Annotated in this window: 23 protein-coding genes; 4 read left to right on the forward strand and 19 right to left on the reverse strand. The window is 52.6% G+C overall.

Features of this window, described 5'->3' with window-relative positions; all coding sequences use genetic code 11:
* Window positions 1-32: 32 nt before the first annotated feature.
* The 10 genes from OCV31_RS08390 to OCV31_RS08435 all read right to left on the reverse strand — a co-directional run bounded on the left by OCV31_RS08390 (window position 33) and on the right by OCV31_RS08435 (window position 10288).
* Window positions 33-1109 (reverse strand): GTPase, encoded by a 1077-nt coding sequence (locus OCV31_RS08390; RefSeq protein ID WP_148474275.1) that lies wholly within the window; start codon window positions 1107-1109, stop codon window positions 33-35.
* A gap of 1 nt (window position 1110) precedes the next feature.
* Entirely contained in the window at window positions 1111-2526 is a 1416-nt protein-coding gene (gene hydG, locus OCV31_RS08395) for a [FeFe] hydrogenase H-cluster radical SAM maturase HydG (RefSeq protein WP_148474277.1), read from the reverse strand.
* Window positions 2516-3574 carry a [FeFe] hydrogenase H-cluster radical SAM maturase HydE gene (hydE, locus tag OCV31_RS08400; RefSeq protein WP_148474279.1) on the reverse strand — a complete coding sequence of 353 codons (1059 nt, stop codon included), beginning with the start codon at window positions 3572-3574 and terminating at the stop codon, window positions 2516-2518. The genes hydG and hydE overlap by 11 nt, the downstream gene beginning before the upstream one ends.
* Window positions 3571-3825, reverse strand: coding sequence for a TM1266 family iron-only hydrogenase system putative regulator (locus tag OCV31_RS08405; protein ID WP_108831150.1), 255 nt, complete (start codon window positions 3823-3825; stop codon window positions 3571-3573). Before OCV31_RS08405 ends, hydE begins: the two co-directional genes overlap by 4 nt.
* A 206-nt stretch (window positions 3826-4031) precedes the next feature.
* Window positions 4032-4454, reverse strand: a complete 423-nt coding sequence (locus OCV31_RS08410) for a PPC domain-containing DNA-binding protein (protein ID WP_148474281.1) — start codon at window positions 4452-4454, stop codon at window positions 4032-4034.
* A gap of 12 nt (window positions 4455-4466) precedes the next feature.
* Window positions 4467-5405: an ABC transporter permease gene (locus OCV31_RS08415; RefSeq protein WP_148474283.1), complete on the reverse strand. Its 939-nt coding sequence runs from the start codon at window positions 5403-5405 to the stop codon at window positions 4467-4469.
* A complete protein-coding gene (locus OCV31_RS08420; protein WP_394800654.1) occupies window positions 5398-6510 on the reverse strand; it encodes an ABC transporter permease in 1113 nt (370 codons plus the stop codon). Before OCV31_RS08420 ends, OCV31_RS08415 begins: the two co-directional genes overlap by 8 nt.
* Window positions 6503-8032 (reverse strand): ABC transporter ATP-binding protein, encoded by a 1530-nt coding sequence (locus tag OCV31_RS08425; protein WP_148474285.1) that lies wholly within the window; start codon window positions 8030-8032, stop codon window positions 6503-6505. Before OCV31_RS08425 ends, OCV31_RS08420 begins: the two co-directional genes overlap by 8 nt.
* A gap of 100 nt (window positions 8033-8132) precedes the next feature.
* Entirely contained in the window at window positions 8133-9227 is a 1095-nt protein-coding gene (locus OCV31_RS08430; RefSeq protein ID WP_148474287.1) for a BMP family lipoprotein, read from the reverse strand.
* A gap of 110 nt (window positions 9228-9337) precedes the next feature.
* A complete protein-coding gene (locus tag OCV31_RS08435; protein ID WP_267303909.1) occupies window positions 9338-10288 on the reverse strand; it encodes a hypothetical protein in 951 nt (316 codons plus the stop codon).
* 202 nt (window positions 10289-10490) lie between these two features.
* Here OCV31_RS08435 and OCV31_RS08440 point away from each other — a divergent pair, with 202 nt between their 5' ends.
* Window positions 10491-10961, forward strand: a complete 471-nt coding sequence (locus tag OCV31_RS08440) for a hypothetical protein (RefSeq protein WP_148474291.1) — start codon at window positions 10491-10493, stop codon at window positions 10959-10961.
* Window positions 10962-11014: 53 nt separating this feature from the next.
* Here OCV31_RS08440 and OCV31_RS08445 read toward each other — a convergent pair whose 3' ends face one another.
* The 9 genes from OCV31_RS08445 to OCV31_RS08485 form a co-directional block, all read right to left on the reverse strand.
* On the reverse strand, window positions 11015-12208 hold the full coding sequence (locus OCV31_RS08445; protein WP_148474293.1) for an NAD(P)/FAD-dependent oxidoreductase: 1194 nt from the start codon (window positions 12206-12208) through the stop codon (window positions 11015-11017).
* Between the two features lie 30 nt (window positions 12209-12238).
* A complete protein-coding gene (locus OCV31_RS08450) occupies window positions 12239-13276 on the reverse strand; it encodes an ABC transporter substrate-binding protein (RefSeq protein ID WP_148474295.1) in 1038 nt (345 codons plus the stop codon).
* Between the two features lies 1 nt (window position 13277).
* A complete protein-coding gene (locus tag OCV31_RS08455; RefSeq protein WP_148474313.1) occupies window positions 13278-14021 on the reverse strand; it encodes an ABC transporter permease in 744 nt (247 codons plus the stop codon).
* A 25-nt stretch (window positions 14022-14046) separates the two neighbouring features.
* Complete coding sequence (locus OCV31_RS08460; RefSeq protein WP_148474297.1) at window positions 14047-14880, reverse strand: ABC transporter permease; 834 nt, start codon at window positions 14878-14880, stop codon at window positions 14047-14049.
* A complete protein-coding gene (locus OCV31_RS08465) occupies window positions 14877-15911 on the reverse strand; it encodes an ABC transporter ATP-binding protein (RefSeq protein ID WP_148474299.1) in 1035 nt (344 codons plus the stop codon). The genes OCV31_RS08460 and OCV31_RS08465 overlap by 4 nt, the downstream gene beginning before the upstream one ends.
* A 13-nt stretch (window positions 15912-15924) precedes the next feature.
* Window positions 15925-16464 carry a helix-turn-helix domain-containing protein gene (locus tag OCV31_RS08470; RefSeq protein ID WP_148474301.1) on the reverse strand — a complete coding sequence of 180 codons (540 nt, stop codon included), beginning with the start codon at window positions 16462-16464 and terminating at the stop codon, window positions 15925-15927.
* 119 nt (window positions 16465-16583) lie between these two features.
* Window positions 16584-17513, reverse strand: a complete 930-nt coding sequence (locus OCV31_RS08475) for a pseudouridine-5'-phosphate glycosidase (RefSeq protein ID WP_267303910.1) — start codon at window positions 17511-17513, stop codon at window positions 16584-16586.
* Complete coding sequence (locus tag OCV31_RS08480; RefSeq protein ID WP_148474303.1) at window positions 17500-18420, reverse strand: carbohydrate kinase family protein; 921 nt, start codon at window positions 18418-18420, stop codon at window positions 17500-17502. Before OCV31_RS08480 ends, OCV31_RS08475 begins: the two co-directional genes overlap by 14 nt.
* Window positions 18417-19004, reverse strand: a complete 588-nt coding sequence (locus OCV31_RS08485) for a thymidine kinase (protein WP_148474305.1) — start codon at window positions 19002-19004, stop codon at window positions 18417-18419. Before OCV31_RS08485 ends, OCV31_RS08480 begins: the two co-directional genes overlap by 4 nt.
* 136 nt (window positions 19005-19140) lie before the next feature.
* Here OCV31_RS08485 and OCV31_RS08490 point away from each other — a divergent pair, with 136 nt between their 5' ends.
* From OCV31_RS08490 to OCV31_RS08500, 3 genes are read left to right on the forward strand one after another with little or no spacing between them, the layout of a single operon-like run.
* Window positions 19141-19863: an ABC transporter ATP-binding protein gene (locus OCV31_RS08490; RefSeq protein ID WP_148474307.1), complete on the forward strand. Its 723-nt coding sequence runs from the start codon at window positions 19141-19143 to the stop codon at window positions 19861-19863.
* Complete coding sequence (locus OCV31_RS08495) at window positions 19850-21448, forward strand: hypothetical protein (RefSeq protein WP_148474309.1); 1599 nt, start codon at window positions 19850-19852, stop codon at window positions 21446-21448. Before OCV31_RS08490 ends, OCV31_RS08495 begins: the two co-directional genes overlap by 14 nt.
* Window positions 21449-21460: 12 nt before the next feature.
* Window positions 21461-22330, forward strand: coding sequence for a DMT family transporter (locus OCV31_RS08500; RefSeq protein ID WP_148474311.1), 870 nt, complete (start codon window positions 21461-21463; stop codon window positions 22328-22330).
* The last annotated feature ends 191 nt before the right edge of the window (window positions 22331-22521 follow it).

A 22521-nucleotide genomic window follows, 5' to 3' on the forward strand; every position in this document is an offset into this window, starting at 1 on the left:
ATATTTATTTTGCAAACCGACTCGTTCGCTTCTTAAAAATCGACTTTGTCCAATATGCCCTTGGCTTCGGCGATGACCAGGCCGTAATTGGTGACGGGGACGTTTTTTTCACAGGCCTTGGCCACCCGGGCCTGCACCACGGGCCGCTGAAACATGCAGCTGCCGCACATAATGATCAAATCGTAATCGCCGACAGTTTCCGGGAAACTCAATCCCCGGGTAAAGTCTACGGTGATCTCCTCGCCCAAGCGCTTTCTGAGCATGGCGGGGATTTTGACCCGGCCAATGTCTTCTTCCTTGGGCGCGTGGGTGCAGGCCTCCGCCATAAGGATCTTCGCATCGGGCGGCAAGCTGCGCAAGGTCTTCGCTCCCTGAACCATAATGTCGATGTCGCCCTTGGCGCGAGCGAACAAGATGGAAAAGGACGTGATCTTGGATTCCGCCGGCTTTTTCTTATACACTTCCGAAAAAACTTGGGAGTCGGTGACGATCCAATCCGGCGCCTCGGCCAGTTTTTCGATGGCCCCGTCCATGGTGTCCAAATCGCAAATCGTGGCGGTAAGGCCCTTATCGATGACTTCTCTCAAGGCCTGTACTTGGGGCAAGATCAACCGCCCCTTCGGCGCCGATTCGTCTTGAGGCATAACGAAGAGCAGGTGTTCTCCCATGTCCATGCCGTCGAAAAGGCCCGGGGCCTTCTTTTTTTCCTTGAAGAGGGCCGTAAGGGAATTTAAAATTTCATTCCGCTCGGGAAAGGGGCGATTGAGTTTTAATACGGGCAGATCTTTTTTCGCCAAAGGCTCCAGAATATCGTCGCCCACCTCGCCGATTAAAATGGCACCGTCGATTTCATCCACCACTTTCATGGTGCGTGCCACCCGCGCTTCGCCGAGCTCCGTTTCATCGGCGGTGCCCGCCGTGTCGATAAAGGTCACCGGCCCCAGACCGTCCACTTCCATGTTCTTATACACCGGATCCGTGGTGGTGCCCGGCTTCGACGAAACCATGGAGGTGGTTTGCTCCGTAAGCAGATTCATTAAAGTGCTTTTTCCGCTGTTGGTCTTTCCGAAAATGGCGATGTGCAGCCGAAGTCCTCTTTGCGTTTCCATATCAGAACCTAAAGTCCCGTTCGCCGCCTTGAATGCGCTTCACGTATTCAGCGGCTTTTTCCCGCAGATCGTCCCGTTCCACATCCTTTAAGAAGTCGTGGATCTTTTCTTCGCCTAATTGGCGGGTATCGTCGGCGGCGTAGTCGGAGAGGTATTCCTGCAGGGTCATAATGGCGTTTGGCTGACAGAATTTGGCGATTTGGAAGCTCTTCACTTCTTCCATAAAGGTTTCGCCGGTGCGTCCCGCCCGATAGCAGGCCGTGCAGAAACTGGGCAGATAGCCTAAGTCCAGGAGCCAGTGGATGACTTCATCGAGGCTGCGGCAGTCGTCGGTGTCGAATTGGGCGGAGTTGTCTTCCTCTCTCGATTCGTCGTAGCCGCCGACAGAGGTTTTGGAGCCGCCGCTAATTTGGGATACGCCCAGTTCCAGAGCCTTTTTGCGCATTTCCTGACTTTCCCGCGTGGAGATAATCATGCCCGTGTAGGGAACGGCCACGCGAATCAAGGCGATAATGTCTTCGAAAATTTCATCGGGCACGCCGTTTTCAAATTCGTCGGGGTCGATGTCGTCAGCGGGGCGAATCCGGGGCACGGAAATGGTGTGGGGTCCCACGCCCTTGTAAGCTTCCAAGTGTTCCGCGTGCATTAATTGGCCCACGAAGTCGTAGGGATAATTGTTCAGGCCGTACAAGACGCCGAGGCCCACGTCGTCGATGCCCCCTTCCATGGCGCGGTCCATGGCTTCCGTGTGGTAGGCCCAGTTGGATTTCGGTCCCGTCGGGTGCAGGGCTTCGTAATTTTCCTTGTGGTAAGTTTCTTGGAACAAAATGTAGGTGCCGATTTCCGCTTCTTTCAGCTTTCTGTAATTTTCCACGGTGGTGGCCGCGATGTTTACATTGACGCGGCGAATGGCGCCGTTTTTGTGCTTAATGGAGTAAATGGTCTTGATGCTTTCCAAGACGTATTCGATGGGATTGTTCACCGGATCTTCGCCGAGCTCCAGTGCCAGGCGCTTGTGGCCCAAGTCTTGAAGGGCGATAACTTCCTTTTCGATTTGTTCCTGCGTAAGCTTGACTCGGTCCAAGTTTTTGTTTTTGTAGTGGTAGGGGCAGTAGACGCAGCCGTTGACGCAGTAGTTGGATAGATACAAGGGCGCGAAAAGCACGATGCGATTGCCGTAGTATTTCTTTTTAATGTCTCTCGCCAATTGACGGAAGGATTCCCGAATGTCATCCAGCTCCGACATTAAAAGAACCGCCGCTTCCCGGTGGTCCAGGCCCTCCATCTTCCGGCCTTTTTCTAAAATCGCCTCTTGCATTTCGCGGTTTGTGCGATTGGCGTTGGCCTCTTCCAGCGTGGCCATAATTTCGTCGTGATTGATAAATTCCTCTGCCTTTGCAGACATTTTATTGTACATTGTGGTTCTCCCTTCCCGTAAAATCTCCTCGACTCATAACAATTTCATAACCCAATTGGGCAATTTGCTCTTTTAAATCCCTTAAGTTTTCCGCCGCTTCCAAGGCAAAGGCCGCCTTGTTGTCGTATAGGGCGTAGCTTTTTCGCACCCTGGGCGGCGACAGATTGGGCATAAACACATTGGCCCCGGCTAAAATGCCTCGGTTGCGTCCGTCTTCGGCCAAGGTCTGCATGGCGGTGGTAGACGGAATGTTTGCCGTGGGAAAAAGCAAGCGCAAAATGGCGATACACATGGCCGTCAGCTCCACGCTGCCGTTTTCGAAATCGCGAAAGGGCGTGGCGTGGTGGCGCACATAGGGCCCGATGCCGATCATGGCCGGTTGAAATTCTTGGAGGAACATAAAGTCCTCCACCAAATTATCAATGGTCTGATAAGGGCTGCCCACCATAAAGCCGCTTCCCACCTGGTAGCCCAAGGCCTTTAAGTCCATCAGGCACTTCATCCGCTTTTGCTGATCCATTTCTTTCGGATGCAGCTTCTTGTAATGGGCGGGATCGTAGGTTTCGTGGCGCAACAAAAAGCGGTCGGCGCCGGCTTCTTTTAATCGGGCGTAGCTTTCCATGCTCCGCTCGCCGACGGAGAGGGTAATGGCGCAGCTCGGCTGAATCTTTTTGATTCGCCGCACCCAATCCGCCAAGCGCTCGTCGGTAAAGTAGGCGTCTTCGCCTCCTTGGAGGACGAAGGTTTGAAATCCAGCCTCGGCACCGACGGCCACAGCCGACTCCAGCTCTTCGGGGGTGATTCGGTAGCGCTCGACCTCGTCGTTGTCCCGGCGAATGCCGCAGTAGTAGCAATTGTTATGGCAATGATTTGTAAATTCAATTAAACCGCGCACGTAAATCTTTTTGTGGAAGTGCAGGTCGGTGATGGCTCGCGCCTTTTCAAAGACCGCCTCTTCCACCGCCTCGCGGTTTTCGAGTAAATAGCGTATGTCGTCTCTCTCCAGGCCTCGGCCTTCATCTACTTTTCTGAATATTCCCTGAATCATAGATCCCCGGCCAAGGTGGTTCGTACAGTGACGTCCTCCAGCATGCCCAGTTTTCCCGACAGGGCGTTTATTTTATCTTGTTTGCCGTCGACGACGACACTGATGAGTGACAATCCGCGTTTCGGGTAGGGAATGCCCAATCGTCCTACGATAATGTCCCGCTCCTCGTGTAAGAGATCGTTGATCCTCTTAATGGTTTCACCGGAGCCGGTCTCGACGATAATGGCGATAATTCCCAATTTTTCGTTCATAGACACCTCCTACCTCTTCCCCAAGGGCGAACCTTTCGGAAAAGGAACTCTTTCTACTTCTTACTTTCTTCATTTTAGCACAGCGGGGGCGATTCGCCACCCTGCGAGGAGAATTTTAGATATTTTTTTCACCAATTCACTTCTTCTCCCGTTATCGGCAAGAAAAAAGAGCCGGTCCCCCGACTCTTTTACAAGATTTTCAAGACTTAAAAAATCATTTGGTTCACGCCGATACCGTCGTTGAACTTTCGGTCGATGGCGCCTTTAATCGGGCGAATGAAAATTTCCGCCGTCACGGAAATCACCGCCAATTGCAAGTGGCCGCCGAAGACGCGGCCTTCCGTGTTCCCCAAATTAACGTGGGCATGGAGGTAAGGCGCGCCGTCTTTTCTCGAAAGATTTCCAATCAATGAGGTGAGCTCAAAGGGCTCTTTCAACGGAATGTCGTTGTATTTTTTCGCCTTCGTGTCCATAATTCCGATGACTACGTCGTCGGTGGCGCCAAGGCCTGTCACCGTAGCCGCCTGAATGTCTTCTTTTTCCGCCAAAGCCAAAATGCTTTCGCAAATTTCGTCGCCGGGATCCAAGCGCAGGGCGATTATGCCGTCTTCGTAAACTTTGTAATCCATGGTTCTTCTCCTTTACTTATTCCGCTTGTAGGGAATCCCGTTGGCGCTGGGGCCTCGGGCTTCGCCGACAAAGACGACCATGGCGAACATGGTAATCACATAGGGAAGCATGTTCAACAAATCCGGCGCCACCGTCAAGGACGTGGAGCCCAAGAAGATGACCAGACCTTCCGCCGCGCCGAACAAGAGGCAGGCCAAAAGCGTGGTGTGGGGTTTCCAGCCGCCGAAAATCACCGCCGCCAAAGCGATAAAGCCTTGACCGGAGATCAGGGTTTCCCGGAAATTGGCAACCACGGCGAGGGATAAACTGGCGCCGCCGAGGCCGGCTAAAAAGCCAGAAGTCAAGACGCCGATGTATTTGATTTTATAGACGTCCACGCCCAAGGTTTCCGCCGCGTGAGGGTGCTCACCGACGGAGCGAATCCTGAGGCCCAATTTCGTCTTGTAGAGGATGAAGTAAACCAATGCCACGACGACAAAGGCGATGTAGACCGTAATGTATTGGCCGAAAATAATGTCGGGAGCGCTCCCCGCGGGGAAGACATTGCTTAAAACCCGCGGCATTTTATTTTTCAGCGGAATGGGCTTGGTCATGGCCGCGCCGTCGAAAAACATGCGGGCGAGAAATATCGCAAGGCCCGGCCCGAGTAGGTTCAGTGCCGTCCCGCTGACCACGTGGTCGGCGCCGAAGTGGATGGTGGCGATGCCGTGCAAAAGGGCGATGCCCATGCCGCCGAGGCCGGCGCAGAGAAAAGCGATCCAGGGATTGCCTACATAGTAGCCCACGGTGGCGCCGACAACGGCACCGATGGTCATCATGCCTTCCAAGCCGATGTTGACGACGCCGGTGTTTTCACTGACGACGCCGCCCATGGCCGTGTAGATTAAAGGAGCGGCGTAGAGGAGCGTAATGCCTAAGATGCCGGCAAAGCCCATGATAAAATTATCCAATTTGTTCCCCTCCTTTTTCTTTCTTCGATGCAAAGCGCGTGCGAATCCAATCCATAAATTGCGGCATGGCGATAAACAAGACGATAATTCCGATGACGATATTAATGACTTCCGACGGGGTCTTCAACGCGGAGTTGAGTTTGCCGCCGCCGTAGCTTAAGGCCGCGAACAGTATCCCCGAAGGGATGCAGGCAATGGGATGGTTGGCCGCGATTAAGGACACGGCGATGCCGTTAAAGCCGTAGCCCTGTTGGGCCGCCAAAAGGCCGATGTTTTGCGACACGCCTAAAACCTGTACCGCACCGGCCAGGCCCGCCAGGCCGCCGGAAATGGCCATGGAGATCATGGTGTTCTTTTTAATGTCGATGCCGCCGTATTCCGCCGCGAAGCGGTTGAAGCCCACGGCTTTCAGTTGATAGCCCAAGGTGGTTTTTTTCAAAATAAACCAGGCCAGGACGGCGACGATAATGGCGATGAAAATCCCCCAGTGAATGGGCGGATTCAAGATGCCGCGGAGAAATTCGTTGTTCTTCAACACGGCGCGCCCGGCCTCGGAGCGCTTCCACTCGTTTAAAATGCGGATGCTCGCCGAGGGCTGAATATTAAATGAATAGTTGCTGTCGGGCTTTCTCAAGAAAGCTTTGGTGAGCATGTAGTTGCTCAAGTAAAAGGCAACCCAGTTCAACATAATGGACGAGATAACTTCGTTGACGCCGCGCTTCGCCTTAAACAGGCCCACGAGACCGCCCCACAGAGCGCCGAATACAATGCCGACCAAGAGGGCCACGATGCCGTGAATCACCGGCGGCAAGTGAAGTACCACCCCGGCGATGACTGCGGCGAGGCTGCCCATAATGAACTGGCCTTCCGCGCCGATGTTAAAGATCCCCGTTTGAAAGGCGAAGGCCACGGCGATCCCCGTTAAAATAATGGGGACGGCTTCCACAATGGTCCAAGAGATGAACTTCGGCTTGCCGAAAGCGCCTAAAATCATGACCTTGTAGGCCTCCAGAGGATTGACTCCGACCAGGGCGAAGATCACGGCCCCGACGACCAAGCCCAAGAGGATGGACATGCCGGTATAATATAGCATTTTTTTATTCACTGTCCACACCTCCCGCCATGTAGTAGCCCAGTTCCTTTTGATCCGCTTCCCCTTCGTTGAAGGTCTTTGTAATGGCCCCTTCGTAAATAATGCCGATGCGATCGGACAGGCTCATAACCTCGTCGAGTTCGAAGCTCACCAAGAGCACGGCGCGGCCTTTGTCCCGCTGTTGCACCAAAAATTGGTGAATGTTTTCGATGGCGCCGACGTCCAGGCCCCGGGTGGGCTGGGCGGCGATTAACACATCGGGATCGTCGTCGATTTCCCTCGCGAGAATGACCTTTTGTTGGTTACCGCCGGAAAGATCGCCGGCCAAATAGCGGCTCTTTCTCGGGCGAATGTCAAAGGATTCCATTAACTTATCCGCGTGGGCGGTAATGGCCCCTTCCTGCAGAATGCCCTTGGAAGAGTAGGGGGCTTCGCCGTAGCTGTGAAGCACCATGTTTTCCGCCACGGTAAATTCCTGCACCAGGCCACGCTTGTTTCGGTCTTCGGGAATATTGTTCATGCCCGCCTCGCGAATGGCTTTCGGCGTGGCATTGGTGACATCTATTCCTTCGATGATCACTTTGCCCGCTTCGATTTTTCTGAGACCCGTAATGGCTTCTAAAAATTCGCTTTGGCCGTTGCCGTCTACGCCGGCGACGCCGAAAATTTCGCCTTTTCTGACGTCTAAATTCAGTCCCTTCACCACTTCCACGCCACGCACGTCTTTGACGTGAAGGTTTTCGATGTGAAGGGCCACATCCCCGGCTTCCACGGGTTTTTTATTGACATTAAATTTGATGGCCCGTCCCACCATCATTTCGGCGAGATCGGCCTCCGTGGTGTTTGCCACATCCACCGTGTCGATGCGCTGTCCGCGGCGAATAATCGTACATTTTTCCGCCAGAGCTTTAATTTCTTTCAGCTTGTGCGTAATGATGATGATGCTCTTGCCTTCGGCGGCCAGGGCCTTAATAATGGCGATGAGCTCGTCGATTTCCTGGGGCGTTAAAACCGCCGTGGGCTCGTCGAAAATTAAAATCTCCGCATCGCGATAGAGGGCCTTCAGGATTTCCACCCGTTGCTGCATACCTACGGAAATATCTTCGATCTTGGCATCCGGATCAATTTTTAATCCGTAGCGATTGGAAAGCTCTACCACTTTTTCACGGGCGATTTTCTTGTCCAAAACCGCGCCCTTTGTGGGCTCTTCTCCTAAGATAATGTTTTCCACCACGGTAAAGGGTTGAAAGAGCATAAAGTGTTGATGCACCATGCCCAGGCCCTTTCCGATAGCGTCTTTCGGCCCCTGAAAATCCACGACTTCCCCGTTGATCTTCACTTCGCCGAAAGTCGGCTTGTACAGGCCGTACAATACATTCATCAGCGTGCTCTTGCCGGCGCCGTTTTCGCCGAGCAAGGCGTGAATTTCGCCTTTTTCCACGACGAGATCGATGCCGTCATTGGCCTTGAAATCGCCGAATAATTTCGTTATCCCGCGCATCTCTACTGCCGGCGCGAGTTTCTTTTCAACCATCCTTTTCCCCCTTCATCTATTGGCTTCATTATACACTATCGGCAGTCGCTTTTAAAAGGCATAAAAAAAGAGGGCCGAGCCCTCTTTTTCGCGATCAAATTTATTTTGCTTCAAAGTTTTTGTAATCTTCTGCCGTTGCCGGAACCTTGATTTCGCCCTTAACGATTTTTTCTTTAATCGTCTTGATCTTGTCGAGGATTTCCGGTTTAACGTTCTTGTCGCTGGTGGGAGCGATGTCGACGGTGTCGCCGTCTTTAAGACCGTAGCTCAGATTTTGGCCGCCGGGGAAGTCTTCGCCCTTGGACATGCTTTCGAGCACTTTGTAAACGGCACTGTCGGCACGTTTCATAGCCGAAGTGAGTACATTGTCGGGAGCGATGTCGTTTTGGTCGCGGTCCACGCCGATGACCCATTTGTCTTGGTCTTTGGCTGCTTCGATGACGCCGTCGCCTGCGCCGCCGGATGCGTGGAAGATAACGTCGCAACCTTGTTGATACATATTGGTTGCAATGCTCTTGCCCTTGGCTGCGTCGGAGAATTTACCGACGTATTGGCTAACCACTTCGACCTTTTGGCCTTTTTCTTTGGCCGCTTGATCGACACCGGCCTTGTAGCCGTATTCAAAGACTTGAATAACCGTGGATTCTTGACCGCCGACAAAACCGACTTTGTTGGTTTCGGTGGTAAGACCGGCAATGTAGCCGACGAGGAAGGACGGTTCTTCCGCTTTAAATTGAATGCCTGCCAAGTTGTCCGGTGCGTTTTCGTAGGTGTAGTCTACGATTAAGAATTGTACGTCGGGATTGGCTTCTGCCGCTTCCAGCATGGCGTCGCCTAAGTTGAAGCCGGCGGCGACGATGACGTCGTTTCCTGCTTCAAGCAAGGTTTCGATATTGGGCGCGTAGTCGTTGGCTTCTTTGGATTCTTGGTAGGATACCTCGAAACCGAAGTCGTCGTGGACTTTTTGCAGACCTTCCCATACACCTTGGTTAAAGGATTGGTCGTTGATGCCGCCTTCGTCGGTTACGAAACCGACTTTTAATTTTTCGCCGTCTTTTTTGTCGCCGGCGTCGGCAGCTGCATTGTTGGCAGCTTTGTTATCGTTAGCTGCTTTGTCGTTGGATGCGCCGCCGCATGCCGTAAGCACGAAAATGGACAGCATCATCACTGCAAGTAGTAGCGATCTTTTTTTCATAATTTCCCCCTTTATTTGATCTGACTTCATTATAATATGCTTCATACAAAAATTCAACGAGAGAAGGTTTTCCGAAAAAAAGAGCGCACCGCGAGGTACGCTCATCTCTCCTATAAATAGAATCCTTTGGGTACGGCGAAGATGTAGGTGGCCAGCACAAAGACGATTAGGGCCATCCCCAGGCCTTGTCTGAAGTCGAGTGCTTTTAATTTCAAATTGCTCCTGGTCATGAGCTTAAAGAGCAGGTAGGCGACAAAGGCCGCCACGGGCATGGCGATAAAAATGCCTCCGTTGGTCGGCGCCTTCAAGCGAAGGGCAGGGGCGGCAAAGGCAAAGAGCACCATGGCGCCGTAAACCACGGGATAAAGTTTCCGTCGATCCAAAAGGAGAATCACAAGGCCCGCGACTACGGAAAGAATCGTGAGGACGGTGGCCACGGTTTTTACCGCATGGGCTCTTCCCATAACCCCTTGATCCATGAGTTCCAAGGTGTTGATGTAGACGCCGGACTGTGTTTTTGTCGACGTTTCCGGGTGCAGGCCCTTGTCTTCGATGCCCAGGGCGTCGGAGAATTTATCCACCTTCCCGTTGGTCAAGAAGACGCCGATGTCGGCCATGGTTCGCCCCGTATAGGACACCACCGTGGCGGGATCGGTGACCACGGTAAAGGCGTAGTCTTCCACCTCTTCACTTAAGGGGATGCGCATTTCCGATGCGGGTTGGAACGTGAGCTTCTCCTTTCCCAGCACGGTATTCATCTGCAGATTGTCGTAGACCGCGCCGTTGATCTTGTCGTATTCGCCTTTGAGCTTCACCTTGCTCTTGGAGCCGTTGGCGCCTTTGGGCAGATACACGTTTCGAACAGGCACGCCCAAGAGGCGCACGCTGGTATCTTTTCCCTGATATTGGAATTTCACATCGTAGCGATACAAGATCTTCGGCCCCTTTTCAATGCGGCGAGTCACTTGCAGATTGTCGATGCGCGTGGGATCGTCGAAGATCAATCCGTCGAAAGCGGCATTTTTTTCCTCTTCCGACGACAAATCCACTTTGTCCATCATCAGGGGTGTGAACGTAAGTAGAAAGCACAATAATAAAAAAACAACAAATAGAATTCCATTTTTCAATTGTTTCTGCATGGTCATCCCCCTTATGCGTACTGATTTTTTCTTATCATACCATATACTTTCGCAATTATCACCGATAAATTGAAAAACCTTTTCACGAAAAGGCAGCTATGCTATACTAAAAGCGGAGGTTGACATGACGATAGAAAAAAGCAAATTCTTAAATATACTGAAAGCGACTGACTACCTGGCCATGCTCACCATGATCGTATTGGCCTTTATCCATCCCTTCTTTCCCGTTTACAACGAAGCGGGCAAGCTCATGGAAAACGCGGCACTCCTTCGCATCGCCGTGGTGATCGCGGTGCTGTTTGTCGGCGTGCCGATTTTCAGTAAGGAAATCACCGCCATTCGTAAAAACAAAAAGCCCTACGACTTAAAAAAGAAAAACAGCACGGTTTTTTTGCCTAAGGTAAATTTCTTTTTGGCGTCTCTCTTCGCCGTGGCCACCGTCGTCTTCGTACCTATGGCCATCGTGCACTACGCCGACAAGGGCCCGCAGTGGCAAGCATTTTATGCCGTCTTCTATGTGTTCGTCTACATCGGCATCGGCTCTCGCCTGCAACTGAAACCGGCCCTTATCCCGCAAAAGAAAATAAAATCCTGATCAAAGAAAAAAGCTCGGCCGTCGCCGAGCTTCGTCCCCGAAAGGGGATTTTTTTATTCTTTTTCCGATTTGAAGGGATAGGCTCCGTCCAGAGCTTCTTCGATGGGCGCGTGGGCTTCCACCAATTTGCGGAAGGTGCCCATGGCGCTCGTGTCGCCGTAGAGAACGGCGCCGGTGACTTTGCCGTCCGTTGCGTAGAGGCGATGGTGAATGTCGCCGTCGTCGTAGAAATAGACGTCGCCTTCGCCGATTTTACCCGCGGAGAAGATTTGGATCGTGTCTAAATCCAATTTCGTGTGGGCCTTCGGGTTTTCGTAGGTTCCGTCGCCGCCGGCCATGTTGGCGCCGGCCACTTTGCCCATGGCGCGGGAGGCGGGCCAAATACCCATGACGCGGCCTTCCACTTCCGCCACGTCCCCTGCAGCCCATACATTGGCCTTGTTGGTCATGAGGTGGCTGTCTACGATGACGCCTTTGTTGACTTCAAGGCCCGTATCCTTAAACAGTTCCGTATTGGGGCGCACGCCTGCGGAGATCAGCACCATGTCGAAGTCCGCCGCCGTGCCGTCGTCGAATTCGATGCCCCGCACCTCGTCTTCGCCGATAAAGGCCTTGGTGCTCTTTTCGGTAAAGACCATAAAGCCCAAATCTTTCATTTCTTCGTTGAGCATCATGCCCAGCTCACGGTCCAATTGCTTGGAGAGCAGGTATTCGCTGCGGTTAATAATGGCGACGACGTGGCCGCTTTTTTTCAGGCTGTTTGCCGCTTCGAGACCGAGAAGGCCGCCGCCGATGACGGCGATGTGTTTCGTCTCTTTGAAGCCCTTAATATAGTTTTGAATAGTCATGAGATCGTCCCAGTTTCTCAAGGTAAAGATGCCCTTTAATTCATTATTTTTAAAGGGTGGCACGCTGGAGTGGCTGCCGTTTGCCAAGAGGATTTTTTCCCCTTGAATTTTTTCGCCGCCGGCCAAGGTAACGGTCATGGCATCGAAATCCACGGACACGACTTCGGCGCCCAGCTTCACGTCCAGGGCGAGTTTTTCTTCCCAGCCTTCTTTATCTAAATAGGGAATCTCGGGTGCGTCGTCCCCTAATAGTGCCGTGAGTTGAATCCGAAAATAGGGGCGTACTTTCTCGTTTCCCAAAAGAAGGATGCTTCCTTCCTTGTCGTGTTTTCGAATCTCTTTGGCCGCCGTGACGCCGGCGATGCCTGCGCCCACGATCAAGTAATTATATGTTTTCAATCGATTTGTCCTCCTTTATTCACTGCCGGCTTACCTTGCCGTGACTTCCGTCCATATTCTATCATAAACTTCTACAAAATCGTGTAGGTCCCGATATACCTCCAAAGGGGGCAGTCTGTCCAAATCCGGATAGGCCACGGGATCTTCCCTGAGTTCCTCGGGCAAGAGGGCGATGGCTTCGGGAATGGGCGTAGCATAACCCACATTGTGCTCCGCGTTTTTCGCGGCGATGTCCGGGCGGGACATGAAATTGATAAAAGCCATGGCTCCCTTCGGATTTTTCGATTGCTTCGGAATCGCAAAGGAATCGTACCATATATTTGTACCCTCTTTCGGGATAATGTATTCCAGGGATTTATTTTCTTGGCGCATCATGGCCGCATCCCCGGAGTACATGACGGATAAAGACGCGTCGCCCTGGCTCATCACATCTCGCCCCTCGTCGGCCAGGTAGGCGTAGACCAGGGGTTTTTGCGCGATTAAGACTTCCTTCGCCTCTTCCAGCTCCTTCATGGAGCGGCTGTTCATGGAGTAGCCCAAATATTTCAGGGCAATGGCGATGGAATCCCGCTGGGAGTTGTACATGATGATTTCGTTTTTATACTTTTTGTCCCACAGGGCGCTCCAGGAATCGATGGGCTCTTTCACGTAATCGGTGTTTACCACGATGCCCAGTGTTCCCCAGAAATAGGGCACGCTGTATTTGTTCCCGGGATCGTAATCCATGTTTAAAATCCGCTTGTCCAGCTTTTTCATATTGGGGATTTGATCGTAGTCCAAGGGCAGGAGCATGTCTTCGCGAATCATGCGCTCGATCATGTATTCCGAGGGCACGATGACGTCGTAGGGATCGTTGGATTTTTTCAGCTTCACGTACAGGTCTTCGTTGGAGGCGAAGGTGTCGTAGATCACCTTGATCCCCGTTTCTTTTTCGAATTGGCGTATCGTGTCCATGTCCACGTAATCGCCCCAGTTGTAGACGTGAATGGTTTCTTTCTCGTCCCCTGCTTTGCCGCAGGCCGTAAGAAACAGAATCGAAATTAAAAGAAGAATGGATAATCGCTTCATATTACACCTCAAAATCCACCAGATCGATGTCCCGCTTGTTCAGAAGGAGCAAGAGGGCCAGCACGGCCACAAAGAGCAGGGTGGACAATGCGTTCATGGAGGGATTGATCCCGGTTTTCGCCATGGAGTACAAGGTGATGGAAAGATTGCTCACGCCCTGACCCGTGGTAAAAAATGAAATAATGAAATCGTCGATGGACAGGGTGAAGGCCATGAGTGCGCCGGTGGCGATGCCCGGTTTGATTTGGGGCACGATGACGTAGCGCAGCACTTCCGACGTCTTGGCGCCCAAGTCGTAGGCCGCCTCCACGATGTTGTTGTCCAGCTGATCCAATTTCGGCAAAACAGAGAGAATCACATAGGGCAGACAGAAGACGATATGGGACAGGATCATGGTGAGTAGGCCCTGCTCCATGGCCAAAAAGCCGAAGAGGCTCATAAGGGCCACGGCGGTGACGATGTCGGGGTTTAAGACGGGGAGGTAGTTGATGTTTAAAATCACGGCCTGGCTGCGCTTGGAAAAGGCGCGGATGCCGATGGCGGAGAGGGTGCCCACCACGGTGGATATGACCGTGGCCACGATGGCCACCAAGACCGTGGTGTAAAAGCTTTTTAAGATAATGGGATCGGAAAACAGATCCGTGTACCAGTGAGTGGTAAAGCCCGCCCACACGCCGCGAAGTTTCGTGTCGTTGAAGCTGAAGACGATGAGCACGGCAATGGGCAGATACAAAAACAAAAGCATGAGGCCCAAATAGGCGTTTCTGATTTTATTTCCCACGGCTGCCTCCTTTCGGCCGCTTCTCGCCGACGAGGCGGAAGACAAATAACATGACGATCAAAATAACGATAAGCACCACGGCAATGGCGGAGCCGAAGGCCCAATTGCCCGTGAGCCTGAATTGCTGCTCGATAATATTGCCCACGAGATAATACTTGTTTCCCCCGAGCAGGGAGGAAATGACGAAGGTGGACAGGGCCGGAATAAAGCACATTAAAATGCCGCTGTAAATGCCCGGCAAAGACAGGGGCAAGGTGACTTTCAAAAAGGCCGTGGCCGGACTCGCCCCCAAATCCTGCGCCGCTTCCAGATAGGAGCGGTCCATTTTCTGTAAAATCGTGTAAATGGGAAGCACCATAAAGGGAAGGAAATTATAGATCATCCCCATTAAAATGGCGCCCTGATTGTACATCATGTCGAAGGGGCCCAGGCCGATGAGGTGAAAGGCTTTGTTTAAGACGCCGTTTCGCCCGAGGAGGGTGATCCACGCGTAGGTTCTCAAGAGAAAATTCATCCACATAGGAATGACGAAGAGGAGAATCAACATGGAGCTCGTCTTGGGCTTGGTGCTCGCAATGGCGTAGGCCGCCGGATAGCCCACCAAGAGACAGGCCGCCGTGGACAAAGTGGCCAAGACCACGGAGCGCCACAAAATCCTCAGGTAAAGGGGCTGAAAGAAACGGGCGAATTGCTCCGTGGAAAAGCGGTAATCCCCCATGCTCATGTTTCCGGCGCCGTTAAAGCTCATAAATACAACCAAGATCAGGGGCAGAACGATAAATAAAATGGCCCAGAAAATATAGGCCGATGCGTAACGCCTCATGCCTCGTCCTCCATAACGTGGAAATTATCCGGCTCCACGTAAATGCCCACCACCGCGCCGGGCTCCCGCGCCACGGTAGACTGTACCTTCCACTTCTCGCCGTAGACGTCCAGAATCATTTCGTAGTGCACGCCTTTAAACACAATGGATGTAACCGTGCCCTGAAGGAGATCGTCGCGGCCGGCTTTCAGTTCCACATCTTCCGGCCGTATGACGATTTGCACCGGCGCATTTTCTTCGAAGCCCTCATCCACGCACTGAAATTCCCTGCCGTAAAAAGAAATCAATTTGTCCTTTACGAAGCGGCCCCGAATAATATTGCTTTCGCCGATAAAATTGGCCACGAAGGCATTTTCCGGCTCGTTGTAAATGTCCGTGGGCGTGCCGATTTGTTGAATGGCGCCGTCTCGCATGACCACCACCGTGTCGCTCATGCTCAGGGCCTCTTCCTGATCGTGGGTAACGTAGATAAAGGTAATGCCTACCTGCTCCTGAATCCGCTTCAGCTCAAACTGCATCTGCTTTCTGAGCTTCAAATCCAGGGCGCCCAAAGGTTCGTCTAGGAGAAGAATCTTCGGATCGTTGACCAGGGCGCGGGCGATGGCGATGCGCTGTTGTTGGCCCCCGGAGAGAGACTGAATGTTTCGCTTGGCTACCTGTGGCAGATTCACCAATTCCAGCATTTCCGTCACGCGGCTGTCGATGGTGGATTTCGGCAATTTCTTCAGCTTTAAGCCGAAGGCCACATTGTCGTAGACATTTAAATGCGGAAACAGGGCGTATTTTTGAAAAACCGTGTTCACCGGCCGCTCGTAGTGTTTGATGCGGAGCATGTCTTTGCCATGAAAGAGAAGCTCCCCCTCGTCGGGGGTCTCGAAGCCCGCGATGATCCTCAATAGCGTGGTCTTTCCGCAGCCGCTGGGACCGAGAAGGGTCAAAAACTCACCGTCTCTCACGCTTAAATCGATGCCGTCGAGCACCTGCGTATCGTCGAAGGATTTCTTCATGTTTTTAATTTCAATTAACTGCATCCCCTGTCACCTCCTAAAAATTCGGCGGGTTACTCACCCAAAGGACTGTCGCTTCCTCGGATGAAAGGTTCCTGAAAAAACAGGGCGCATCCCCCGGCGCGTAAATCGTATCTTTTTCTTCCACGGAAAATACGTCGTCACCTCGGCAGAAATCCAATCGCCCGGAGAGGACGTAGGCGAAAAATTCGCCCTCAAATGGACCGAGAACTTTCGACGAACCCATGGGCGCGATGCGCCACAAAGTGGGTTCCATGGAATTTTTCTGGGCGTTGGGCACGATGTAATCCACGCCGTAGCCCGCGACCTCGTCATCAAAAGTAAAGGCGTCTTCTTCGGAAAAGACGATTTGCATTTCCTCTTCGTCCTTAAAAAAAGCCTCCGGCGAGACGCCCAATGCTTCCAATATGTCCATAAATGTCGCCACAGAAGGGCTGGTGAGGTCCCGCTCCACCTGGGAAATAAATCCCTTGGTGAGCTCGCTTCGTTGGGCCAGCTCCTCTTGGGTAAGTTGCTGCACCTGCCTCAGGCGACGAATTTTTTGTCCGATGCTCATAATCACCACTAAACTTTAATCTTAATTTACTAAACAATAATCGTATTATAAACGCCCTTTTCGCCTCGGTCAATAGATTCGCCCAATAAAAAAGCCCGCAACGCTGCGGGCAATTTCTTTTACTTGTTTTCGCTGTATGCTTTGGCGATGGCCGCGCCCAATTTCGTGTTGTTGTAAACGAGGGCGATGTTCGCTTCCAAACTGCTGCCGCCGGTAACTTCCAGCACCCGTTGGAGCAGGAACGGCGTAGAGGCTTTGCCGAAGATGCCTTCTTTTTCCGCATCGGCCAAGGCTTTTTCGATGGCGGCGTTAATGGTATCTTCGTCCATGGCGTCGGCTTCGGGAATGGGATTGGCCACGACGATGCCGCCGTCGATGCCTAAATCCCATTTCGTCTTCATAAGCTTTGCAATGGCTGTGGGGTCATCGTAGCGGTAGTCCAGTTTGTGGCCGCTTCGGCGGGTAAAGAAGGCGGGCATTTCTTCCGTTTCGTAGCCGATGACCGGCACGCCGAAGGTTTCCAAATATTCCAAGGTAAGGCCGATGTCCAAAATGGATTTGCAGCCGGCGCAGACCACGGCGATGTCCGTGTTCGCAATTTCCTGAAGATCGCGGGAGATGTCCATGGTGGTTTCCGCGCCGCGGTGCACGCCGCCGATGCCGCCGGTGACGAGAATGGGAATGCCTGCGAGGCGCGCCGTCAAGACCGAGGTGGCCACGGTGGTGGCGCCGTTTTTCCCTTCGGCGACGATGTGGGCGTAGTCTCTCGTAGAGCTCTTCACGATGTCGTCGGAGGTGGCCATAAATTCGATTTCTTCTTCGGAAAGGCCCACCTTAATGCGGCCGCCGATAATGGCCGTCGTGGCCGGGGTGACGCCGGCGTCTCTCAAAATGGCTTCGCAGTGTTTGGCCATTTCAACATTTTTCGGATAGGGCATGCCGTGGGAGATAATGGTGGATTCCAGTGCCACCACGGGCTTGTTTTCATCCAATGCCTTTTGTACTTCCGGGGCGATGTCCATGTACTGCTTCAAATTAGTTTCTTTCATAATGAATCTCCTTTTTCTCTTTTTCCCATTCTTTTGCATCAAAGAAAGGAAGTTCACTTTGATCGCTCTTCAGCACCATGCGCGATGCGGCCATGGCGCCGACGACGGCATGGTCAATCGTCTTACCCTTCGCCATCTCTGCCGTCAACATGGCGCAAAAGGCATCCCCGGCGCCGGTGGCTCCCCGAATGGTCATGGGACTGGTGGTGTAGTGGAGCATTTCCTCGTCCTTAAACAAGTAGGCTCCGTCGGCTCCCGCCGTAATCACCACATACTCCACGCCCATGCTTCGTAAAGCGGCGCCCTGAGTGGCGACATCGTCGCTTCCCCGGCCGCTTAATACCTGCGCTTCCAGAACGTTACATTTTAACACATGAATGCGATTAAGAAAAGAGGCAAATTTCTTTACCTTCACGGCGCTTACCCCGTCCACCACGGCCTTCATGTTCCAGGAGAAAATTTCCGCCAAGGTGTCTTCCCGCAAATTGGCATCCACCACGACGTAATCCGCCGCCTCGGCCAATTGGCGGCGCGCTTTTATTTTCTCGGGGCTCAGCTTTTCCATGACCGCCATGTCGTTGACTGCCGCGTGCATTTCCCCTTCTTGATCCAAGAGCACCAGGTAGCTGCCCGTTGACGCCCCTTCGAAGGTAAAAGCGTGATCGAAGGATAATTTTTCCGGCGCCCTCGCCAGGATCATGGCCTTCTTGTCGTCGTCGCCGAAAGCCGTAATGAGCGCCGTCTCGATGCCCAAGCGGGCGATGGTGGCGGCGATGTTTCGTCCCACGCCGCCGGGACTTAACTCCACGGCCCCGGGATTGGAGTCGTAAAGATCCAAATGCTCGTAGGGCCTTCCGCTAATATCCACATTGCAGCCGCCGAAGACCGCAACTTTTTTCTCACTCATTTTCTCCCCCTTTCGCCGCGATTTTGTATCCGCTTAAAACAGGCGCGGCACAGCGGTTCGTAGCTTTCCGTGGCGCCGATGACCACACGGCCTCCTTCCCCCGACGTGCGGTGGCTCACCCAGGCGTCGCTGCCGCAGTGGGCGCAGACGGCGTGGTGCTTTTCCACGTAATCGGCCACGGCCATGATTTCCTTCACGATCTCAAAGGGATGGGCCTCGTAATCCATGTCCAGCCCCGCGCAGACCACGGTCTTACCCTCGTCTAAAAGGGTGTCGAAGGCCGCGAGAATTTCATCGGTCGCGCCGCCTAAAAACTGCACTTCGTCGATGGCCACCACGTCGGCCCTGTGCTCCGCCGCCGCCTCAAGCACACCGGCGATGTCTTCCACCACCACGGCCTCAAGCGACGTGTTGTCGTGGCTCGTTATGGCAGAGTGAATGAAGCGGGTATCCAGCGTGGGCTTCAAGACCAGCGTGTTGTAGCCGGCGATGCGAAAGCGCTTCACTTCCCGCTCCAAGCTCGATGTCTTTCCCGAAAACATGCTCCCCGTGTGCAAAATTAATCGTCCCCTGTACTGATGCATTTCTTCCTCCTTAGAAGAAAATTATAACACAAATTTTACCGATTAAATCACCGTTCGCCTCCCCTCTTTTCTTGCAATCCCGCGCCCCGTACTATATTCTAATAATGGAAAATCGTTCGCAATTAAAGGAGGTTCTATGCTTCAAATACAGCATTTAATTAAATATTACGGCAAGAAACAAATTCTTCACGACGTGAGTTTTGAATTGGACCCCGGAGACATTTGCGCCTTTATCGGATCCAACGGCGCCGGGAAAACCACCACCATCAAATCCGCCTTAGGACTCATTCCCTTTGACGGCGGAAAGATTCTCATCGGCGACCACGACATCGAAAAGGAACCTCTGGAAGCGAAAAAACTTTACAGCTACGTGCCGGACAATCCGGAGCTCTATAAATTCATGCGGGGCATCGAGTACTTAAATTTCATCGCCGACATGTTTGAGCTGGATTACGAAACCCGCAGAGACCGCATCGAATACTACGCCGACCTCTTCGCCATTCGCGATCGCTTGGGCGAGTCCATCGACAATTACAGCCACGGCATGCAGCAAAAGCTGGCTCTCATCGCCGCTTTGATCCACGATCCCAAGCTCATCGTCTTGGACGAACCCTTTGTGGGCCTGGATCCCATGGCCACGAAATCCATTCGGGAAACCTTTAAGAAAATGGCGGCGGAAAAGGGCACGACGATTCTCTTCTCCACCCACGTCTTGGAAGTGGCGGAAAAGTTGTGCAACAAGGTGGCCATTATTCGCGAAGGCCATTTGGTCTTTTTCGGTCCCACGGAAGAGGTGCTTCAAAAGGGCAGCTTGGAAGATCTGTTCATGGAAAGGATGCAAAGCCATGAACAAGCTTAGGCTTTTAAACCGACTGGAAAGAAAGCGCACCTTTAATCAATTCACCCAGGGGAAAAAGAAAAAGGCCTTCGGCATTTTAATCTATCTCCTTTCCCTTTGGGGCTACTTTTGGATCGGCGGGCTCTTGCCCATCTTCGCCTCCATGGCGATTTTGGATTCGAAAGGCGAGGCCGGCGCCTTTTCCGTGTCGGTTGTATTAAACGATGCGGGGACTCTTTCCTCTATGGACGTCATGGCCCTCGCGTTTTTTCTCGCCAGCGCCATCATCGCCTTTATTCAAATTCGAAATATCTACTTCAACGACTTTGACCAATCCACATTGTGGAGCCTGCCCGTGGACACGCGGCTCATCCTTATTTCAAAAAACACGGGCCCGGCCGTGTTCAGTCTTCCCTTGGTCTTGGCCTTTACCCTACCCTCCATGATTCTTACTTACGTGGCCACGGGCTCTTTGATTAAGGCCATCCTCGTCCTCGTCGTATTTTTTTGCGCCAATCAGTTAGGCGAATGCCTGGGCTGCTTTCTGCGCATTTTCTCGGCAAAAGGCGGAAGTCGCCTTCAATTGTCAAAGGGCGTGAAGAGCTTTTTCGGCTTTCTCCTCTTCGTCGTCTTTATGGTGGGCTTTTACACGGAGCTGGCACGGGACTTTAAAGACCTCGTCGTCTTCATGGGCTTTTACAATCGCCTGCCCGCGGCGGCACGGCCCGTATCCTTCGCCCTGAATCATCATTTGTGGCTTATCCTCGTCTTTGTTCTTTTGACAGGGATCATATACTACGCCTTTCTTAACTACATGGCGAAACATTTTTTTACCATCGGGGAAAGCTTGGCCCCTCGCGGCACGGTGAAGGCAGTGAAAGGCGGCGACTACAAGGTGCGCAGAAAATATGCCGCCCTCATTCGAAAAGAACGGCAGCTCTTTTTCTCCAACAGCGCCGTGGCCTTTAACAGCTTTTTCGGCACGGTGCTCCCGGTAATTCTCGCGGCCATTCTCTTCGTGCCCGCCGTGAAAGAAATGTTTCTCGGCTTTTTAGAAAGCCAGTCCTTCGTCTCCCCGGACGCGGCGATCTTTTTGATTCTCATCGGCCTCGCCGGCATGATGAACCTAGCGGGCTTCGGCTTTTCTCTGGAAGGCGCGAGTGCATATAACACCTACACCCTGCCTTTAAAGGGGCAGTCGGTTTTTCTCGGGAAGCTTTTTATGGCCGCAAGCCTTATCGCTCCCGCCTATATCATTGCCTGGCTGCTCCTCATTATAAACTTACGGCCCGACCTCGTGTATTGGCCCTTTTATCTCTTCGGCCCCTTGGCCTACGCCCTTTTCATCAACGGCATCTCCCTGTTCTTCGACTGGAAATTCGCCAATTACGATTGGACCAATCCCCAAGAGCTGGCGAAAAATTCAAAACAATCCTTTTTCTCCGGCCTGGGAAGCCTTTTGGTCAGCTTCGCCATTTTACTCATCGGCGTCGGCGTCATGACCAAGGCGCCCCTCGTCTACGCCGCCCTGCTCACTCTTATTTTTGTGGCAGGAAACATCATTCTTTATTTCCTCACCCGAGACATCACTGTCTACCATCAATAGAAAGAAGCAATCATGAGCGAAAAAAGTGCATCCGTACTCCTGGCCGCCGTTATCATCGCCCGGGCCACGAGCTACTACTTTATTAAAATCGGCATGGAGGGCCTTGACGTGTTTAATCTCTTGGCCGTCCGCTTCTTCGTCGCCGTCCTCCTCCTGACCCTTTTGTTTCACAAGCGGCTTTATCCCATGACAAAGAGCACCCTTCTTCACGGCACGATTTTAGGCGTGGTCTTTTTCGCCGTCATGGCCTTTGAGTTTATGGCCTTAAAAACATCCCCCTCTTCCACCGTGTCCTTTTTGGAAAACACCTCCATCATTCTCGTGCCACTCTTAGTCGCCCTCATTACACGCACCCTGCCGAAGAAGTCCGCCATTTTCGGCGCGGTGATCACTATTATAGGCGTAGGCTTTTTAACTTACACCCCGGGCAGGATCGCCCTGACCCGCGGCGAAATCTTCGCCCTCATTGCGGCGCTGAACTACGCCACGGTCATCATCCTCACCGCTCGCTTCGCCGCAACCGACGACCCCTTCCAACTGGGCTTTTTGCAGGTACTGTGGATTTTTATCCTCTCATCCCTCGCCACCTTTCTCACGGAAACGCCGCGGTGGCCCGAAAATCATGTGGAATGGACCGTCATCCTCATGCTGGCCGTCGTCTGCACCGGCTTCGGCTTTACCTTGCAGCCCGTGGCCCAACGCCACACCACCCCGGAGCGGGCCGGCATGTTCTGCGCCTTAAACCCCATGTGCGCCACCATTATGGGCGTGACCCTATTAGGCGAAACCCTATCTCTTTATAAAATTGCCGGCATCCTCTGCATCGTCACGGGCCTTACGGTACCCATTCTTATCGAGAGCCGAAAAAAGAAACAACTGTAATAAAAAAAGCAAACAGCCTCTGCCGTTTGCTTCGCCGGACCTTCGGGCCCGGTTTTTTTATTCCTTGAATTTACAATCTAAGTGCAACAAAAAATGATCCACCGTTTTCTGGTAAAATTGTGTCGACGAAAACCAATCAACCAGGAGGAACGATGAATCATTATTCTCATTTTACACTAAAAGAGCGTGAG

Source organism: Aedoeadaptatus acetigenes (assembly GCF_025566985.1).
GTDB lineage: Bacteria > Bacillota > Clostridia > Tissierellales > Peptoniphilaceae > Aedoeadaptatus > Aedoeadaptatus acetigenes.

Excerpts from the sequence above, each read along its gene's own strand:
- OCV31_RS08390 (WP_148474275.1), bottom strand. The coding sequence starts at position 1,109 with ATGGAAACGCAAAGAGGACTTCGGCTGCACATCGCCATTTTCGGAAAG.
- hydG (WP_148474277.1), bottom strand. The coding sequence starts at position 2,526 with ATGTACAATAAAATGTCTGCAAAGGCAGAGGAATTTATCAATCACGAC.
- hydE (WP_148474279.1), bottom strand. The coding sequence starts at position 3,574 with ATGATTCAGGGAATATTCAGAAAAGTAGATGAAGGCCGAGGCCTGGAG.
- OCV31_RS08405 (WP_108831150.1), bottom strand. The coding sequence starts at position 3,825 with ATGAACGAAAAATTGGGAATTATCGCCATTATCGTCGAGACCGGCTCC.
- OCV31_RS08410 (WP_148474281.1), bottom strand. The coding sequence starts at position 4,454 with ATGGATTACAAAGTTTACGAAGACGGCATAATCGCCCTGCGCTTGGAT.
- OCV31_RS08425 (WP_148474285.1), bottom strand. The coding sequence starts at position 8,032 with ATGGTTGAAAAGAAACTCGCGCCGGCAGTAGAGATGCGCGGGATAACG.
- OCV31_RS08430 (WP_148474287.1), bottom strand. The coding sequence starts at position 9,227 with ATGAAAAAAAGATCGCTACTACTTGCAGTGATGATGCTGTCCATTTTC.
- OCV31_RS08435 (WP_267303909.1), bottom strand. The coding sequence starts at position 10,288 with ATGATGGACAAAGTGGATTTGTCGTCGGAAGAGGAAAAAAATGCCGCT.
- OCV31_RS08440 (WP_148474291.1), top strand. The coding sequence starts at position 10,491 with ATGACGATAGAAAAAAGCAAATTCTTAAATATACTGAAAGCGACTGAC.
- OCV31_RS08450 (WP_148474295.1), bottom strand. The coding sequence starts at position 13,276 with ATGAAGCGATTATCCATTCTTCTTTTAATTTCGATTCTGTTTCTTACG.
- OCV31_RS08455 (WP_148474313.1), bottom strand. The coding sequence starts at position 14,021 with ATGCTTTTGTTTTTGTATCTGCCCATTGCCGTGCTCATCGTCTTCAGC.
- OCV31_RS08460 (WP_148474297.1), bottom strand. The coding sequence starts at position 14,880 with ATGAGGCGTTACGCATCGGCCTATATTTTCTGGGCCATTTTATTTATC.
- OCV31_RS08465 (WP_148474299.1), bottom strand. The coding sequence starts at position 15,911 with ATGCAGTTAATTGAAATTAAAAACATGAAGAAATCCTTCGACGATACG.
- OCV31_RS08470 (WP_148474301.1), bottom strand. The coding sequence starts at position 16,464 with ATGAGCATCGGACAAAAAATTCGTCGCCTGAGGCAGGTGCAGCAACTT.
- OCV31_RS08475 (WP_267303910.1), bottom strand. The coding sequence starts at position 17,513 with ATGAAAGAAACTAATTTGAAGCAGTACATGGACATCGCCCCGGAAGTA.
- OCV31_RS08480 (WP_148474303.1), bottom strand. The coding sequence starts at position 18,420 with ATGAGTGAGAAAAAAGTTGCGGTCTTCGGCGGCTGCAATGTGGATATT.
- OCV31_RS08485 (WP_148474305.1), bottom strand. The coding sequence starts at position 19,004 with ATGCATCAGTACAGGGGACGATTAATTTTGCACACGGGGAGCATGTTT.
- OCV31_RS08490 (WP_148474307.1), top strand. The coding sequence starts at position 19,141 with ATGCTTCAAATACAGCATTTAATTAAATATTACGGCAAGAAACAAATT.
- OCV31_RS08495 (WP_148474309.1), top strand. The coding sequence starts at position 19,850 with ATGAACAAGCTTAGGCTTTTAAACCGACTGGAAAGAAAGCGCACCTTT.
- OCV31_RS08500 (WP_148474311.1), top strand. The coding sequence starts at position 21,461 with ATGAGCGAAAAAAGTGCATCCGTACTCCTGGCCGCCGTTATCATCGCC.